Source organism: Snodgrassella sp. B3882 (assembly GCF_026535915.1).
GTDB lineage: Bacteria > Pseudomonadota > Gammaproteobacteria > Burkholderiales > Neisseriaceae > Snodgrassella.
In genome coordinates this window covers 1-15,440 of sequence record NZ_JAFNPF010000004.1, presented here as the reverse complement: position 1 = coordinate 15,440, position 15,440 = coordinate 1, and the positions used below count along the sequence as shown (strand labels likewise).

General features: G+C 38.8%; 16 protein-coding genes and 3 tRNA genes. 12 read left to right on the top strand and 7 right to left on the bottom strand.

Translation table 11 applies throughout. The annotated features are described in order from the left end of the window. Nucleotides 1-78: 78 nt before the first annotated feature. The 4 genes from J3U68_RS09705 to J3U68_RS09690 form a co-directional block, all read right to left on the bottom strand. On the bottom strand, nucleotides 79-657 hold the full coding sequence (locus tag J3U68_RS09705) for a hypothetical protein (protein WP_267376455.1): 579 nt from the start codon (nucleotides 655-657) through the stop codon (nucleotides 79-81). 19 nt (nucleotides 658-676) lie between these two features. Further along, nucleotides 677-862 carry a hypothetical protein gene (locus J3U68_RS09700; protein WP_267376453.1) on the bottom strand — a complete coding sequence of 62 codons (186 nt, stop codon included), beginning with the start codon at nucleotides 860-862 and terminating at the stop codon, nucleotides 677-679. Nucleotides 863-976: 114 nt separating this feature from the next. After that, nucleotides 977-1,834, bottom strand: a complete 858-nt coding sequence (gene folD, locus J3U68_RS09695; protein ID WP_267376452.1) for a bifunctional methylenetetrahydrofolate dehydrogenase/methenyltetrahydrofolate cyclohydrolase FolD — start codon at nucleotides 1,832-1,834, stop codon at nucleotides 977-979. Nucleotides 1,835-1,870: 36 nt separating this feature from the next. After that, nucleotides 1,871-2,125 (bottom strand): hypothetical protein, encoded by a 255-nt coding sequence (locus tag J3U68_RS09690; protein ID WP_267376450.1) that lies wholly within the window; start codon nucleotides 2,123-2,125, stop codon nucleotides 1,871-1,873. Nucleotides 2,126-3,243: 1,118 nt separating this feature from the next. On the opposite strand from J3U68_RS09690, the gene J3U68_RS09685 reads away from it, so the two are divergent. The 8 genes from J3U68_RS09685 to J3U68_RS09650 all read left to right on the top strand — a co-directional run bounded on the left by J3U68_RS09685 (nucleotide 3,244) and on the right by J3U68_RS09650 (nucleotide 9,521). Next, nucleotides 3,244-3,321 (top strand) — tRNA-Pro (locus J3U68_RS09685). Nucleotides 3,322-3,362: 41 nt separating this feature from the next. Continuing rightward, nucleotides 3,363-3,439: transfer RNA gene (locus J3U68_RS09680), tRNA-Arg, on the top strand. A gap of 21 nt (nucleotides 3,440-3,460) precedes the next feature. Beyond that, a tRNA-His gene (locus J3U68_RS09675) sits at nucleotides 3,461-3,536 on the top strand. 128 nt (nucleotides 3,537-3,664) lie between these two features. Beyond that, nucleotides 3,665-4,837: a lipid-A-disaccharide synthase gene (gene lpxB / locus J3U68_RS09670; RefSeq protein ID WP_267376448.1), complete on the top strand. Its 1,173-nt coding sequence runs from the start codon at nucleotides 3,665-3,667 to the stop codon at nucleotides 4,835-4,837. Beyond that, nucleotides 4,834-5,442, top strand: coding sequence for a ribonuclease HII (rnhB, locus tag J3U68_RS09665; RefSeq protein ID WP_267376447.1), 609 nt, complete (start codon nucleotides 4,834-4,836; stop codon nucleotides 5,440-5,442). Before lpxB ends, rnhB begins: the two co-directional genes overlap by 4 nt. A 429-nt stretch (nucleotides 5,443-5,871) precedes the next feature. Further along, nucleotides 5,872-6,312 carry a hypothetical protein gene (locus J3U68_RS09660; RefSeq protein ID WP_267376446.1) on the top strand — a complete coding sequence of 147 codons (441 nt, stop codon included), beginning with the start codon at nucleotides 5,872-5,874 and terminating at the stop codon, nucleotides 6,310-6,312. A gap of 329 nt (nucleotides 6,313-6,641) precedes the next feature. Beyond that, the gene (locus J3U68_RS09655) at nucleotides 6,642-7,499 is read left to right on the top strand and encodes a tetratricopeptide repeat protein (protein WP_267376445.1); all 858 of its coding nucleotides are present in this window, start codon (nucleotides 6,642-6,644) and stop codon (nucleotides 7,497-7,499) included. A 1,689-nt stretch (nucleotides 7,500-9,188) separates the two neighbouring features. Next, a complete protein-coding gene (locus tag J3U68_RS09650; protein WP_267376444.1) occupies nucleotides 9,189-9,521 on the top strand; it encodes a DUF305 domain-containing protein in 333 nt (110 codons plus the stop codon). Nucleotides 9,522-9,758: 237 nt separating this feature from the next. On the opposite strand, the gene dksA is transcribed toward J3U68_RS09650, so the two are convergent. The 3 genes from dksA to proC form a co-directional block, all read right to left on the bottom strand. After that, a complete protein-coding gene (gene dksA, locus J3U68_RS09645; protein ID WP_267376442.1) occupies nucleotides 9,759-10,175 on the bottom strand; it encodes an RNA polymerase-binding protein DksA in 417 nt (138 codons plus the stop codon). 158 nt (nucleotides 10,176-10,333) lie between these two features. Next, nucleotides 10,334-10,897, bottom strand: a complete 564-nt coding sequence (locus J3U68_RS09640) for a YggT family protein (RefSeq protein WP_267376440.1) — start codon at nucleotides 10,895-10,897, stop codon at nucleotides 10,334-10,336. A gap of 8 nt (nucleotides 10,898-10,905) precedes the next feature. After that, complete coding sequence (gene proC, locus J3U68_RS09635) at nucleotides 10,906-11,700, bottom strand: pyrroline-5-carboxylate reductase (protein WP_267376438.1); 795 nt, start codon at nucleotides 11,698-11,700, stop codon at nucleotides 10,906-10,908. Between the two features lie 579 nt (nucleotides 11,701-12,279). Between proC and J3U68_RS09630 the strand changes: the two genes are divergently transcribed. The 4 genes from J3U68_RS09630 to J3U68_RS09615 form a co-directional block, all read left to right on the top strand. Further along, nucleotides 12,280-12,981 (top strand): hypothetical protein, encoded by a 702-nt coding sequence (locus J3U68_RS09630; protein ID WP_267376437.1) that lies wholly within the window; start codon nucleotides 12,280-12,282, stop codon nucleotides 12,979-12,981. A gap of 122 nt (nucleotides 12,982-13,103) precedes the next feature. After that, nucleotides 13,104-13,568, top strand: a complete 465-nt coding sequence (locus J3U68_RS09625; RefSeq protein ID WP_267376436.1) for a VWA domain-containing protein — start codon at nucleotides 13,104-13,106, stop codon at nucleotides 13,566-13,568. Between the two features lie 111 nt (nucleotides 13,569-13,679). Continuing rightward, the gene (locus J3U68_RS09620; protein WP_267376435.1) at nucleotides 13,680-13,871 is read left to right on the top strand and encodes a VWA domain-containing protein; all 192 of its coding nucleotides are present in this window, start codon (nucleotides 13,680-13,682) and stop codon (nucleotides 13,869-13,871) included. A gap of 415 nt (nucleotides 13,872-14,286) precedes the next feature. Further along, on the top strand, nucleotides 14,287-15,440 hold a 1,154-nt coding region (locus J3U68_RS09615; RefSeq protein WP_267376434.1), incomplete at its 3' end, for a vWA domain-containing protein.

Sequence of the window (15,440 nt, the reverse complement as noted above, 5' to 3'; positions counted from 1 at the left end):
AATGATGGTTAGAGTGATAAAAAAAATCATCAATACCATCTATTATTATAACTGAAACAGCTCGTTTCCACACGTAAGTTACTGCATGCCAAAGTCCGATACGACCTGATCCATAAATGGTTTCAACGCTTGCAATGAGGCTTCAAGATCCAACCAGCCAACATTGAAAAAGACAAACAATAACATGCCACTAGCCATTGACGCGCCGAAGAAATACACCACATAAGCCAAGACAATCTGACCAACTTTAGCCTTACTGATACGAATTAAGCCGGTAAACTGAACAATCATGATCCATACTAACCAGATGAAACTAGGCAAATACATCATTTCTGGCCAATAACATAATACAACTAACGGCATCAACAAGGCTTCAGTGATTAGAATATAACCACACCATTCCCATAGTCTGCTTAGCGGGCTCAGAAATATTTTCATCACCACGCACAATATCAACCAGCGCAACACGGTCAAACATATGGCAAAACTGATTATTCCGGCTTGTGGACCAATAACATAAGGAGGCAATGAAGCAGCATTGATCAGACCAAGTGTCAACAAGACCAGAGTAGTAATAGATAAAGGATAACGGTAATGCGCGACCGGATAAAATTTAAGCCGTAATGCGTCCCACGCATCTACTAAAAATTGGTACATTTATGTAACACCTAAATTTTTAAATAAAATAGATAATTGTGCTCATGCTGAGTGGCAAAATGCAACCGACCATTCTGCCACGATTAAACAAACCAGCACAAGCATGAACCACTTGTCGGTTAACAACATCACTTGCCCAATAATAAGATAGATTAAAGTGAACAGCCCGTTTGTAATACAACGCATACCATGTTTCAGGCTGCACTGTTAGATCATTATTTATCTGCTGCGTAAATTCAACTTATCTTTAATAGGATCTTATTATTCCGAGATTTCGTCGAATAGAGTCAGTTACTAGGATAGGTGAGCTTCATCATCTTCATTGCTGATCATGGATTTGTGCTGCATGTAAAGTATTTTCCATCAAAGTGGCAATGGTCATCGGCCCCACACCACCTGGTACTGGCGTAATCATTGCGGCACGCTCACGGGCAACGGCAAATTCCACATCGCCACATAACTGCCCGTTAGCCAACCGGTTGATACCTACATCAATCACCACGGCCCCAGATTTAATCCATTCACCTTTAATAAAGTCCGGTTTACCAACGCCTACCACCACGATATCTGCGGCGGCTACTTCTGCAGCCAGATTTTGAGTCGCACTATGACAAATTGTAACCGTTGCACGAGCCAGCAACATTTCCAATGCCTGAGGTCGACCCACGATATTCGAGGCGCCCACAATTACCGCCTTTTTGCCGACAACATCAATACCGTAAGCTTCAAGCAGTGTCATGACGCCTTTAGGCGTGCAGGGTCGCATCAGAGGCATTTTAACCACCAGACGACCGATATTGTACGGATGAAAACCGTCTACATCTTTGTGAGGCACAATTCGTTCCAAAACCATTTGGCTGTTGATGTGCTTGGGTAAGGGTAGTTGAACCAAAATGCCGTCTATACCTTCGTCGGCATTCATTTCATCTATCAGCGCCAGTAATTCATCTTCGGCCGTATCTGCCGGTAATTCATAACTGCGTGATTCAAAACCAGTGGTTTCGCAGGCGCGTTTCTTATTGCGCACATAAACCGCACTGGCCGGATCCTCTCCCACCAAAACCACGGCCAAACAAGGACGCCGCAGCTGATTGTCGAGACGTTGTTGTACTTGTGCGGCTACTTTTTGCAGAATTTGTTGTGATACCTTCTTGCCATCAATCAGTTGAGCAGTCATGAACTATTCCAGACAGTAAAAAAAGATAGAGTAATATTATGCAGAAAAAATAGTGTAAAAAATAGTCAATTTGCCCATTTGGTATTTTATTTCCATAACTGGACAGGAACACCACCTTTTCACTACGCGGATACGGATAAAGAAATGACTAACATCATGCCATGGTTGCAGAGCAAATTGATCCAAAAATATGATCGCCATGAAGCAGATTAACTGACTCATGTGGCGCGCAACCATAATACCAATCAATATTTTGCCACCCAATTTTGTTAACCATTTATGAATAGCCATATTTGCCCAGAATGCGCATCGACTTTATCCATAGATAACAGCAATAACGCTGATTGCGTTTAATCACTCAGCATTACATTGGTACGGATTAATATGTGAGACAAATATTATCTCGTCCCGTAGCTGGAGCACGATTCCCATAGTTGAATAGCTCCGGCAAATTGGCATATCATCAATCGAAACGCTAGGAAAAGACATTACCATCAAACAACCACATCCCGAGCAGATAAAATGCTATCCGTTGCAGGTGCAATTATAAACGGAGGCGGCACCCACAAGAAAAAATATTTTAAACTAATGCGATTGGCACTTTGCGCCAATAGGGCAATCGGTTGAGCTAGTATTGCTCAAACATGCTGATGCAATTTGGGCGCGCAAATACGGTATTTGCTCAAAAATCGATTCAAGATAATCCAGTATTCAATCAACCGTAAGCTAAGTGGAAGAGTGCATAGGCTAAAACAATACTGTACTAATTAAACGATCCAATCAGCCGTGCAGATTGGTTAAAAAATGATTGAATTTCCGGGAAAAATGCATTTTGTTTATGAATCAATAAAGGGTAAAACCCTTATGTCAACAGCATAGAATATTGCGTTGATTGCTTGATACGTACATTATTTTTATTGAAATCCATCTTTGAAGATCGCCCCCACAGCTACAAAAGGGAAAAGCCATCCATTTTTATCTACTAAGCTGCATGAGCGCTAAAGTTCAACACAGTGAAGACACAACTGCCTAGACCTAAGAGTGATTGCTTCTATGGTAGCCAGATAAATGATCACGGATCTAATGGGTAAATCACTAAAATATCCAGATTCAATACTACATCAGATCAGTTCCTATCCGCTCGCAAAAGTAAAAATAGCGTTGGCAGCATTATGTTTGTTACATCCAGCAAGAAATTATGGCCGTGTTCAGCATAGGTAGACCTAGTTTGTTGGCTTAAATATACAATACATTGAAAATATTGAATAAACCTTCTGAGTGTTTCCGGTTAATTCCATTTATTGCCTGTAGAGGAAACAAATAAACCATAAAATTCAAATAAATGGCAAAAAATAAGCAAATAAGCCTTGACGCCTTTTTTTAACCCCTGTATAGTTCGCTTCTCTCGTCGGGGTGTAGCGCAGCCTGGTTAGCGCATCTGCTTTGGGAGCAGAGGGTCGTGAGTTCGAATCCCACCACCCCGACCAATCGACTGAATCCTTATATCCGGAAATGATTGCAAGAGCACGCGCCCGTAGCTCAACCGGATAGAGCACCGGCCTTCTAAGCCGGGGGTTACAGGTTCGATTCCTGTCGGGCGTACCAGATTTAAAAAAAGTTTTTGTGGTGGCTGTAGCTCAGTTGGTAGAGCCCTGGATTGTGATTCCAGTTGTCGTGGGTTCGAGCCCCATCAGCCACCCCACCATAAAAGCCCAAGCAGCTCGCTTGGGCTTTTAATTTAAACTTTAAGGTGATACTAGTGATTGTTTATCGCCAGCATGACCATTTTCGATTATTCTCTGATAGTTGCTTAATAATTGCGTCATAGCTATGAATAGAACTGCAACTGAATCTCATCCATTGACCATCGCTTTATGTGCCGGCGAAGCTTCTGGCGATCTGCTGGGCGCTCATCTTATGAATGCTATCCGTGCCCAACATCCACAAGTTAATTTTGTGGGCATTGGCGGTCCTCGTATGCTGGCTGCCGGTATCAACAGCTTATATGAACAAGAAAAACTGGCTGTGCGTGGTTTTGTCGAAGTAGTGAGAAAGTTACCGGAAATTTTGGCGATACGTCGTGGTTTAATTAAAGCACTGAAACAAATCCGTCCACATGTATTCGTTGGCATCGATGCACCTGATTTTAATCTTGGCGTCGCCAAGAAGCTTAAGCGTGCCGGAATTGCAACCGTGCACTATGTCAGCCCATCCGTATGGGCATGGCGGCGTAAACGTGTCAAAAAAATTGTCAAACAAGTAGATGAAGTGTTGTGCCTGTTCCCAATGGAGCCGGAGCTGTATCAGCAGGCTGGTGGCCATGCACGTTTTATCGGCCATCCATTGGCACAAATCTTGCCACAACACGTTGATAGAGCAGCCAAAAGGATTCAATTAAAATTACCACCTAACGATCCAGTATTTGTTTTGATGCCAGGCAGTAGAGTGAGCGAAATTGACTATATGGCACCACTCTTCTTACAAGCTGCTGAAATTATCTTGCAACGTTATCCGCAAGCACAATTTTTGTTACCCATGGCTACTGCGGCAACTCGGCAGAGAATGCAAAATATGCTAGCGCAACCAGCTTGGCAAAAACTACCTGTACGATTAATGAATGCTCATGCAGAAATGGCTTGTCAGGCCGCCGATGTCGCTTTGGTAACCAGCGGCACCGCCACATTAGAAGTGGCTTTATGTCAGTGTCCAATGGTCATCAGCTATAAAATTTCCGAGCTTACTTATGCGTATGTCAAACATAAAATTAAAGTACCCTATGTCGGTTTGCCCAATATCTTATTAGGTAAAAAAGTTGTGCCGGAATTATTACAACGCCAAGCTACCCCTCAAAACCTGGCTGACGCGGTGATGCATTGGTATGAATCACCGGACGAAGTTCAAGCATTGCAGAGCGAATTTGCACAATTACATCAGCAGCTGAATATGCACACCGATGAATTGGCGGCACAGGCAGTATTACAACATGCAATGGGAATAAAATGAGTCAGAATTTTAGCGTGTTACCCAGTCATGCCGGCGTAGATGAAGCTGGAAGGGGACCTCTGGTAGGAAGCGTGTTTGCTGCAGCAGTGATGTTGCCCGCAGAGTATCACTTACCCGGTCTGACAGATTCCAAAAAGTTAACAGAAAAAAAGCGCGACCTATTGGCAGCCATGATCAAAGAACAGGCAGTAGCTTGGTCTGTGGCTTCAGCTGATAGTAAAGAGATTCAGCAATACAACATATTACATGCCACCATGCGAGCAATGGCGCGGGCTGTGGCTGGGTTAAGTATATTGCCGAGCAAAATTTGGGTAGATGGTAATCGTTTGCCACCCGGATTGTCTGTGCCGGCAGAGGCGGTAGTCAAAGGCGATCTCAAAATCGCAGCCATTTCTGCTGCCTCCATTCTGGCTAAAACCGCTCGGGATGCTGAGATGTATGCCTTGGCTGAACGTTTTCCTCAATATGGCTTCGAAAAACACAAAGGTTATGGCACGGTCGCACATTTGGCCGCTTTGCAGCAATATGGAATTTTACCAGAGCATCGTCATGATTTTGCACCCGTCAAAGCCTTATTGATGCAGGGCAGAATCTTTGCGGAATAACCCTTAAAAACTGCGGGTGAACCATTTCGGCTAAATTTTCAAATTGACGAAAATGTACCATGGTGCAAATAAACCATCGGCAGAAATGACTTGATTTTTCTTTTTCATCTTAATAATTGCTATACAGCGTAATCAGCAGAGAATTTTACCTATCTGCATAAATGCAAATAAATGATTTGATTGATATTAATTTGTCTAATCCTCGTCTTGAGTAATCGTTCAGACAACGTTGGCGATGATCCCGCATGATTTCTCCTGTCTGCTGCCGTCCCGTCACCTGCATATTTTCACTACTATTAGTAAAAATAAGCTTCAAACTAAACATTAAAAATAACATTGTGTTACATATCAGCCAGACATATCTTTACATATGAGTGCTGCAATTATATTATTTCATTAAAACTGTTATCTATAAGAAAGATAATCACAATGAAAAAAATAATTTATATTATTCTTGCTGTATTTACCACACTTTCTCTACAAAATATTTATGCCTCTGATCAAAATTCCTGTTTGTTAACAGCAACATTGTTAGAAGATCCAGTATATCAACTATTATTTTCAGAACCTAGCAGTGATTTGAGTGAAGAAGAGCTCAAAAAGTTTAAGTTTAGTACCCTCTTTACAACCGTTAAAGTTTTAGTTACAAAATCAAAACAAACAAAACGACAACATGACGATTGCAAATTGCCCAATAGTCAACCTTACCAATTAACCATCGTGTTGGAAGGAACAGATGCTTCGCGATTAAAGAATGCCAAAAGGGGCGATGTCATAAAATTACTGCGAATCAGGTCAAATCATTTAGGACTCATTGGTACTGAAGAATATCAATTAAAAAATGCCAAAAATGTCGATGATGTGCAGTAGGCTACAACTTTTAAAAAAACACCAAATTCTGTGTTAACTAGAAATATAAACTACGCAGTACTCACGTTAAAGCATGGCATATATGAAATTCATTTATGCATGCTTATTCCTACGCGCTCAAATTTCTAATGGTGAGCTTGCAATAACCTACTGGATTTTTTTTATGATGAATATTGTGTTTTTTAGATAATTTGGTTGGACAATTAATTTGCACTCTATGAGCCGGCAGGTCGGGCGGCTTGAGCTTATTAAATTGTGATTAATGCAATAATCTATCAGAAAAGTTGACTATCTGGGAATAATAACTTAGGTGAAAAATTAGATTTGTTATGGATAAAAATATAAAAAAACTTTTAGTAGAAGCTAAAGAACATAGAGAAAAAGGTCTATTTGATAAAGTTCTTGGAAATCTTCATCAGATAGTAGATGAGTATCCGAATAATTTTCAATATAAATATTTATTAGCATCTGCGTATTTTGAAGCAGGAAGTGAAGATTCAGGGGAATATTATGCTAAAGAAATTATCGAAGCAGAACCCAACTCAAAAGAAGCATTGGAATTGTTAGGATTAATTTGTGTAAAAAATGCCAAATATGAAGAAATAGAATCTTATTTAAAAAAAGCTCAAAATACAGATCCTGATTTTCATAATGCAAGAATGAGTTTAACCCGATTATATTATGAAGAAGCAGAATCTTATTTAAAAAAAGCCCTAAACGTTGATCCTGATTTTCTTAATGCAAGAATGAATTTAATCCGATTATATGATAAACATCTACAAAATGATCTGGAGATGGAAAAAAATTGTGAATATATGATCGCTCACAGAGATCCAGATAAAGATACTTACTCTATGGAGAAAAAGCTTAGCATTATATTAGATTGGTATGCCTTTGTTTATTCACGACTAAAAGAAGCATTAGCAAGACAAGGTAAATATGAAAGGGCTATCGAAGTATGTGAAGAATATATCCGGTTTGATACCTCAAGTAGTAAAAACCCAAATCCTCTGGAACTTATCAATGAATATGGAAGTATTTACAAATTTTATTATTTAATGAAAGATAAAGAAAAGCTGGAAGAATTCAAGGAAAGATACAAAAGTATTTATTTTTATGAAACAGAGCAGGAATTAGAACACGATTATAAATTTTGGGAAAAGTGGGCTGACGAGGGTATATTTTGAAATATTTGGATAAAAATGAATGAAAAAGAAATACTTCGCCAAGAAAAGGGATTAATAGAACAATGATGCAGCTTCAATATATTTTGTGCTGAGGTAAGCGCCAAGAAATTTTACAAAATTCCAATGGCTGCCCCAGCGATTCTTCTGCAGAAAAATTACTCTTCAATAATTTTTTTAAAGTTGACAGCTGCTTTGGTGGCTCATCAATTTCTAAAAAATCAAGCTAGTCTATAAATGCCAGTGTGTGTGACGAGGTGATGATGTACTCATTGACCAATTAAGCTGCTTGAACAGGCATAACGTTTTATATTTCGCCACATTCACTCAAACTGTGGTTACTTAACCTGACGTGCTGATGGCTGGTCAGGTTCAAAATCATCCACTTACCTATCTAATCTAAGTGAATTTGCTAATCAATCTTGGTTTCATATGTTCTGCAAACAGGGCTGATATTCATTGGTTGGCTGCTGGATGCACCGAATAATCTGCGGAATAGCTATCTGATGTTTAGCATGATTAATGGAAAAATATTTGCATGAAGTCTTAATTTTAGCTCAGTGCAAAAAAGGGTGTATTCATTTTGGCGAGATAAATAGCGATTAGATTAAACAAGCGAAACACAGCTCAGCTGATTTGTATTGTTAGGAAAAGCCGTGATCAACTGCATTTAAACTTTCAAACAGACTATATTTCAGTGGGTGTTTAACTACACATAAAGAATGAAGGTGAAATTTTAATTGGCTGCACCCCTAATCCCATCATGCTCGTTCTCCAGTTATTCACCTATCAGTTAATTAAAGCGTATCCGCCAAAACTAGAATGCGGTAACCATGATGAAAAAGTTTTCACGTTGAGTTACTGAGCACCAACATCATCAATCAAAGGGTTGCATTATAGAATGATGAATGAACAAAAGCTTAATCAGATGGTGCTATTCACTGCCACAGACACTGAAAGTAATCGGCAAGTACAATACCTTATCGCAATGCATTCGACTGTCAAAAAAACAGCAATGATTGGTCACTAAACATGATGAACAGGTATTTTGACTAGATCGCGATTAGATTGTAACTCACCATCTTATTCATAAAATTTTTTCAGTCAGAGAATAGGTAGATGATGCGTTGACTGTTGATACCTTCAATAGTAGCTGGGGTAAAAATCATAAAATTTTCGGGCGAAATCACTCGCAAAATAATTAAAATGACCCTTTAATATATCGTTTTAATTCAGAATATATTCCATCACTGATCTAAAAAATGGCAGGGAACTTAAGGATAAATATTAATCCGTGATCGATTCGAATAATACTTATAAATCACTAAGATTATATTGATTCTATAATACGTAACATCCAGAAATAATTAAATAATGCGCTAAATAAAATGTGTACCTAAATATCGGTAAAGGGGTTTACGGCATAACAAACTTCATACTGTCAAAAAGTATCTAGATACCAACTAGGAATAGAGACATTATTATCCAATTATCTGTTGTCATGATCACCATTAATTGATTCTCGCTGAGCTATCCGTTCAATTTCCTTGCGGAGAAATTTTCCTACACGAGTGATTCATGTGAATAAATTAAAAAAGAACAATCGCTTAGATTTGTAAATTTAAGGCTGATTGATGTTCTGGCGAATTAAACGAGATAAAATACCCCTTCTTCTACAACAGGAATTTAGCAATGAAAAAAATGATGCTTGCTAGTGTTGCTGCGCTGGGTTTGTGCGTAAGTTTAAATGTTGCTGCGCAGGATAATAATCAAATGAATCAAGAATATATGCGAGCGATGGATAAAATGCATCAGCCGATGATGGATGCTGCGAAAATTAAGGATGCCGATGTTTCTTTCGTTAAAGGAATGATAGCTCATCATCAAGGTGCCATAGAGATGGCTAGAATTGAACTAAAATACGGTAAAGATCCCAAGTTAAAAAAACTAGCACAAAATATTATTTCAGCACAGCAGCAAGAAATCAAATTCATGCAGCAATGGTTGCGACAGCATAACCACTGAAAAATATTGGCGCAAAACTGACTGCATTCGGCTAAGTGTGGTTGAAGTAGGATAGATCAGCAGTCATAGCAGGGGAAGAATCTGCACTGATTTTTCCCCTATCTTATATTTTAGTAGCAACGTCATTTTTAACAGCTCAAAACGAGCTTAATGGTTTAATTCAGCCAAACCCGCTCATCCAAACACAAAAAAAGCGCTTTTGTCAGTCAAAGCGCTTCGAAATTGCCAATTTAACTATCAATCAACATATTGTTTCTTGATACGTTCTCGCCGCTCCTGAGCTTCAACTGATAAAGTAGCGGTTGGACGTGCTAACAACCGTTTCAAACCGATTGGCTCACCGGTGTCCTTACAAAAGCCATAGTCGCCTTCATCAATTTGCCGCAATGAAGCCTGAATTTTACTTAATAATTTGCGCTCACGGTCACGAGTGCGCAGCTCCAGAGCATATTCCTCTTCTAACGTGGCCCGGTCAGCAGGATCTGGTGTGGTAGATTGCTCCTGCAAGTGGCCCGCTGTATTGTTAGCGTTGTGAATCAACTCATCCTGAAGTTTCAACAGCAAGTCACGAAAGAAAGCCTGATGATCTTCATTCATGTACTCTTCTTCAGGGCCGTTCCAGGCCAGAATATCTTTTTCAGTGAGTTTTGCCATTGTTTGGTATTCCTTTTACGTAGCTTGATTAAGCAATTAGCCTAAATAGACAGCCTTTACAAAGTAAAATTTCAAAAAATCGCCATCTGGCTATTAAAAAAGTTCGGGCATCATAGCATGTTTTTTTATTTTGTTTAGTAAATTTATACTGAATAGATTCAACTGATCAGTAACCACAGGGTAATTTGATTCATGGCATACGGGACAAACCACTCTATAGTCAGATAGACAAACAGCAACAAAATTGTGGCTGAAAAGTCATATTGACCTAGCCGTAAAAAACTAAATGGACGGGTTAGCGGTTGATAAATGCGCTGTAATGTGGCTAATAAAGGTGAATAAGTCTGGGTAAAACTTAAAAATATGCGTACAAATAAACCGAGAAATAGTGCGTAACACAATGCTTTTAAAGCCAAGATTAGACTGATGAGAATATTGGCTGCCAGCATACGCACATTTAATTGTAGCTGGGAAAGATCATTGAGCAGATTTAATATAGTGGCCAGATAATATACGATGAATACTGCCAGGATACAAGCAGTGTCCCAGTGGCCAATCGGCGGGACGATTTTACGCAATGGACGAACCAACCAGTCTGTTCCTTTGAGACAAAACTGCGCCAAAGGGTGTAGAAAGGGTAGCTTACCCCATTGCAGCAGCAAGCGTCCCCAGCATAGAATGGCCACAGCATCGGCACATAAAAAAATGAGTTTACTAAGCACAATATTCCTTAAGGCGTGAGCTGTTGTTGCATTTCTTCTGCGCGCACAATACTGGCCTGTACACCATCCATCACCACATCAGTCAGCTTATGCTGATCAAAAACAGATGTTGCGGCAAAAGTCGTTCCTCCCTTAGAAGTCACATTTTTCTGCAACTGATTGAATTCAAGACCAGATTTTTCCGCCAAAGCCACGGCTCCTTTAAAGGTACCCAGGCTGAGTTGATGTGCCTCTTGGGCACTGAATCCCTGTTGGATGGCTGCTTGCTGTAAAGCATTTAGAAAATAAAATACATAAGCTGGACCACTGCCGCTGATGCCGGCAATGCGATTAATACCACTTTCTTCATCCAGCCATACTACCGATCCACTGGTAAGCATGATTTTTTCAGCGATGGCTTTATCTTTACCGTCCACAGTTGCCGGGGCAAATAAGCCGGAAATACCTAAGCCAATCTGACACGGGGTATTGGGCATAATCCGAATGATACGTTGGTGACCATGCAAAAATTTGGATAAAATAGATGTAGTCAGACCCGCAGCTAAACTTAATATTAAAGCTCCGTTAATACGAATATTGGCCGTAGCCACCTGCATATCCTGAGGTTTAACCGCTAGCACCAACACATCATCAGCATTGAGTTCAGGCAACGCTTCATTGGCACGTACCTGATAGGTATCGATTAAATATTGACGTTTATTCTGATTACGATCAATCACTTCAATATCATAACCACCTGCTTGACTCATTCCGGATACGATTGCCGTAGCCATGTTGCCGCCACCTAGAAAAAAGACGCGCATTTTATATCCTCTAATAGTTCATCAACTGTTTAAATTGATTACTCAGATTTTAATGGGTTGAATAAACTGAATGATTATTGATTGACTGTGGACTATTATATTCAAATTTACTTCTCTGTTTGCAAATGAATCACAATTCATACAACTAATAATCATTAAGTACTGAAACAATTTTTTAACTTATTTAAGTTCTGAAAAATACCTTTTATTGAGCTGACCATTTTAGTGGAGGATGACTTGACCAAATGAAGTTTGCTGTTGAAACATCAATATGATCTTAACTCACGGCCAGTGCCAGAAATCTTGCTATCCTCTTTTAAACCTTTGAAAAAAAATTTTTTGAGGTAAAGTTATGTTGGTTATCTAAGCATACCTACCTTGGAAAAATGACTGAATCGTTTTCAGTTATGGATAAGAATTGAGTTTGTTCAAACGCAATAAATCTACAGCGTCTTGTTTGTTTACGCTAGAATATCAAATTTTCTTAAAAACCATCCAATTCAATGGTTTGTGTTTACTTTTTATGTTAAATCTAGTTTATAATTTGCACACAAAAGGAGAAATTTAAGGATTGCGATCATGATTAAATTAAAATTCTGTTTGAGCAGATATTCTATGTTGGTTTTGTTAATTACTGGCATACTCAGTGCCTGTAACTCTGTGCCCTCTGGTCGTGATGCTAAGATTGAAGCGCAAAATGTAACGCAAAATAAGGGTGATGAAGGTCCAAATGAAATACGTGAGATCGTCATTTATGGTCAAAAGGCAAATTCCAAAGGGAAACCAGCTGATGGTTTAAATGATATGGGTAAATTGAGTAAATTACCATCAACAACGGTTACTAATGACAGTTCCCCTCCCATATATTATTTAAGAGAAAATGGGCCCGAAGAATATACCCATGAAATTAAGCAAAAATATAATAAAAGTACAATCATCCCCAAAAAGTGGCATGGAGTATATCATGTAATAACTAAAGAATCGAAAGATTGGAGAGAAAACCAAAGTATATCTTTAAGTATTTCAAAAGATTCTATCATTTATGAAATAGCTGGATATCAGATGTATGAGAAATATTTATTAAAAGGTAAAGTAATTAATAGTAATATTCTGTCTTTAACTTATTTGAAATATTTAGATGGTATTGAAAGTGCTGTTCTAGAAAAAACCAAGGATTTTGGAAAAATATATTTTGATGGAAAAAAATATTTGTGGAAATCTCCTTATTTGGACTTTTACTATCACAAGAAACGATATAGATTAAAAAAGAGTAAGTTATAAAAGTAATAAACATAATTAAATTACTTTTCTATCCTGTCTTTATCATTAAAAGAAGGTTGCATTAAATCTAGCGAGAAGTTCAAGAGTTAACCAATGATGAGTTATCGGAGAAACCGCTAAGAATGCCAGAAAAAAGTTGGAAAAATGCCGAAGATGCGATATATATCATTAGAAGAAAGCAAAATATATGTGTAGACAGTAAAGGCAAATGCTTAATTAAAGATGAAAAATTAATTAAGGCAGTTATTCCATTAGTTGGCGACTCACTATATAGACATTCAATGATCGGATTGGATAATAGCTGTTGTAATGCTAATATCGATACGTCAAAGTATAAAAACTATTCAGATAATCCGATAAAACAAGTTATGGCAGAGCCAGTCAGTACCTTCAGTCTGGACATGGACACTGCCAGCTATGCCCATATTCGAAACTATTTATCCCAAGATAAAATGCAACATCCTGATGCAGTACGGGTTGAAGAGTTTATCAATTATTTTCCGGCAGCCACGAATAAACAATTAAAGCCTTTGCCCGATCTCCATTTATCGCCACCTATGAGCTCACACCCAGTTCATGGAATGTAAACAAGGTTTTGTTGCGAGTCAATATTAAGGCTGCTCAAATGAATTATGATCAGCTACCGCCAGCAAATTTGGTATTTTTGACCGATACCTCCAGTTCAATAAAGGGGTTGGATGGATTGGGATGAGTCAAAAAAATCATTAAAATTTTTGGTTGATCAGTTGTGTCCACAGGACAAGGTCTCCATTGTTACTTATGCGGGTAGTGCGGGCGTAGCTGTGGAACCAACATCAGGGAGCAATAAAGCTAAAATTCTGGCGGCAATTAATCAATTTGAAGCTGGGGGTAGTACAACTGATTATTAATTACTGGAATAATTTTTAATCTTATTCAAGTTCAAAAAAATACCTTTTATTGTGCTGACCACTTTAGTGAAGGATGGCTTGACCAAATGAGTTTGCAGATGAAACATCAATATGCTTTTACCTCACAGCCAGTGCCAAAAATCTTGCTATCCTATTTAAATCGTTGAAAAAATTTTCGAGGTAACGTTGTGTTGGTTATCTAAAAATAGCTATCTTCGAAACTGAATGAATCGTTTTTCAGTCATGGATAAGAATTAAGTTTGTTCAACCGCAATAAATCATCAGCATCATATCTATTTACTCTAGATTATCAAAATTACGTAAAAACCATCCTCTTCAATAGCTTGTGTTATCAATCTATGTTAAATCTAGTTTATAATTTGCAAACGATAGAAGAAATGTGAGGATTGAGAACATGATTAAAACAAAAGCCTGTTTGAGCAGATATTCTATGTTGGTTTTGCTAATTACGGGCATACTCAGTGCCTGTAACTCTGCGCCCTCTGGTCGTGATGCTAAGATTGAAGCGCAAAATGTATCGCAAAATAAGGGTGATGAAGATCCAAATGAAAAACGTGAGATCGTCATGTATGGTCAATTGGCAAATTCCAAAGGGCTAATACTTTTGGCTGACGGCGCACCACCTAGTCGTACAATGATCGCAATGGAACATAGTAATGCTAATATCGATACGTCAAAGTATAAAAACTATTCAGATAATCCGATAAAACAAGTTATGGCAGAGCCAGTTAGTACCTTCAGTCTGGACATGGACACTGCCAGCTATGCCCATATTCGAAACTATTTATCCCAAGATAGAATGCCACATCCTGATGCAGTGCGGGTTGAAGAGTTTATTAATTATTTTCCGGCAGCCACGAATGAACAATTAAAGCCTTTGCCCGGTTCTCCGTTTGCCGCCACCTATGAGCTGACGCCCAGTCCTTGGAATGCAAACAAGGTTTTGTTGCGAGTCAATATTAAGGCTGCTCAAATGAATTATGATCAGTCACCGCCAGCAAATTTGGTATTTTTGATCGATACCTCTGGTTCAATGTATGGACCAGATAGATTGGGTTTAGTGAAAAAATCATTAAAATATTTGGTTGATCAGTTGCGTCCCCAGGACAAGGTCTCCATTGTTACTTATGCGGGTAGTGCAGGCGTAGCTTTGGAACCAACTTCAGGGAGCAATAAAGCTAAAATTTTGGCGGCAATTAATCAACTTGAAGCTGGGGGCAGTACAGCCGGCGGAGAAGGGCTGAAGCTGGCTTATAAAATGGCTGAACGAGCCAAAGTGAAAGATGGCATAAATCGCATTTTATTGGCTACCGATGGCGATTTTAATGTAGGCATAAACAGTACTGAAGAGTTGAAAGCTCTGGTGAGCGCTGAGAAAGATAAGGGAATAACTTTATCGACGCTGGGCTTTGGTATGGGTAATCTTAATGATGCGATGATGGTGCAAATTGCTGATGCCGGAAATGGTAATTACAGCTATATTGATAATTTGAAAGAAGGCCAAAAGGTATTGCAGGAAGAAATGAGTGCCACATTAGTGACTGTCGC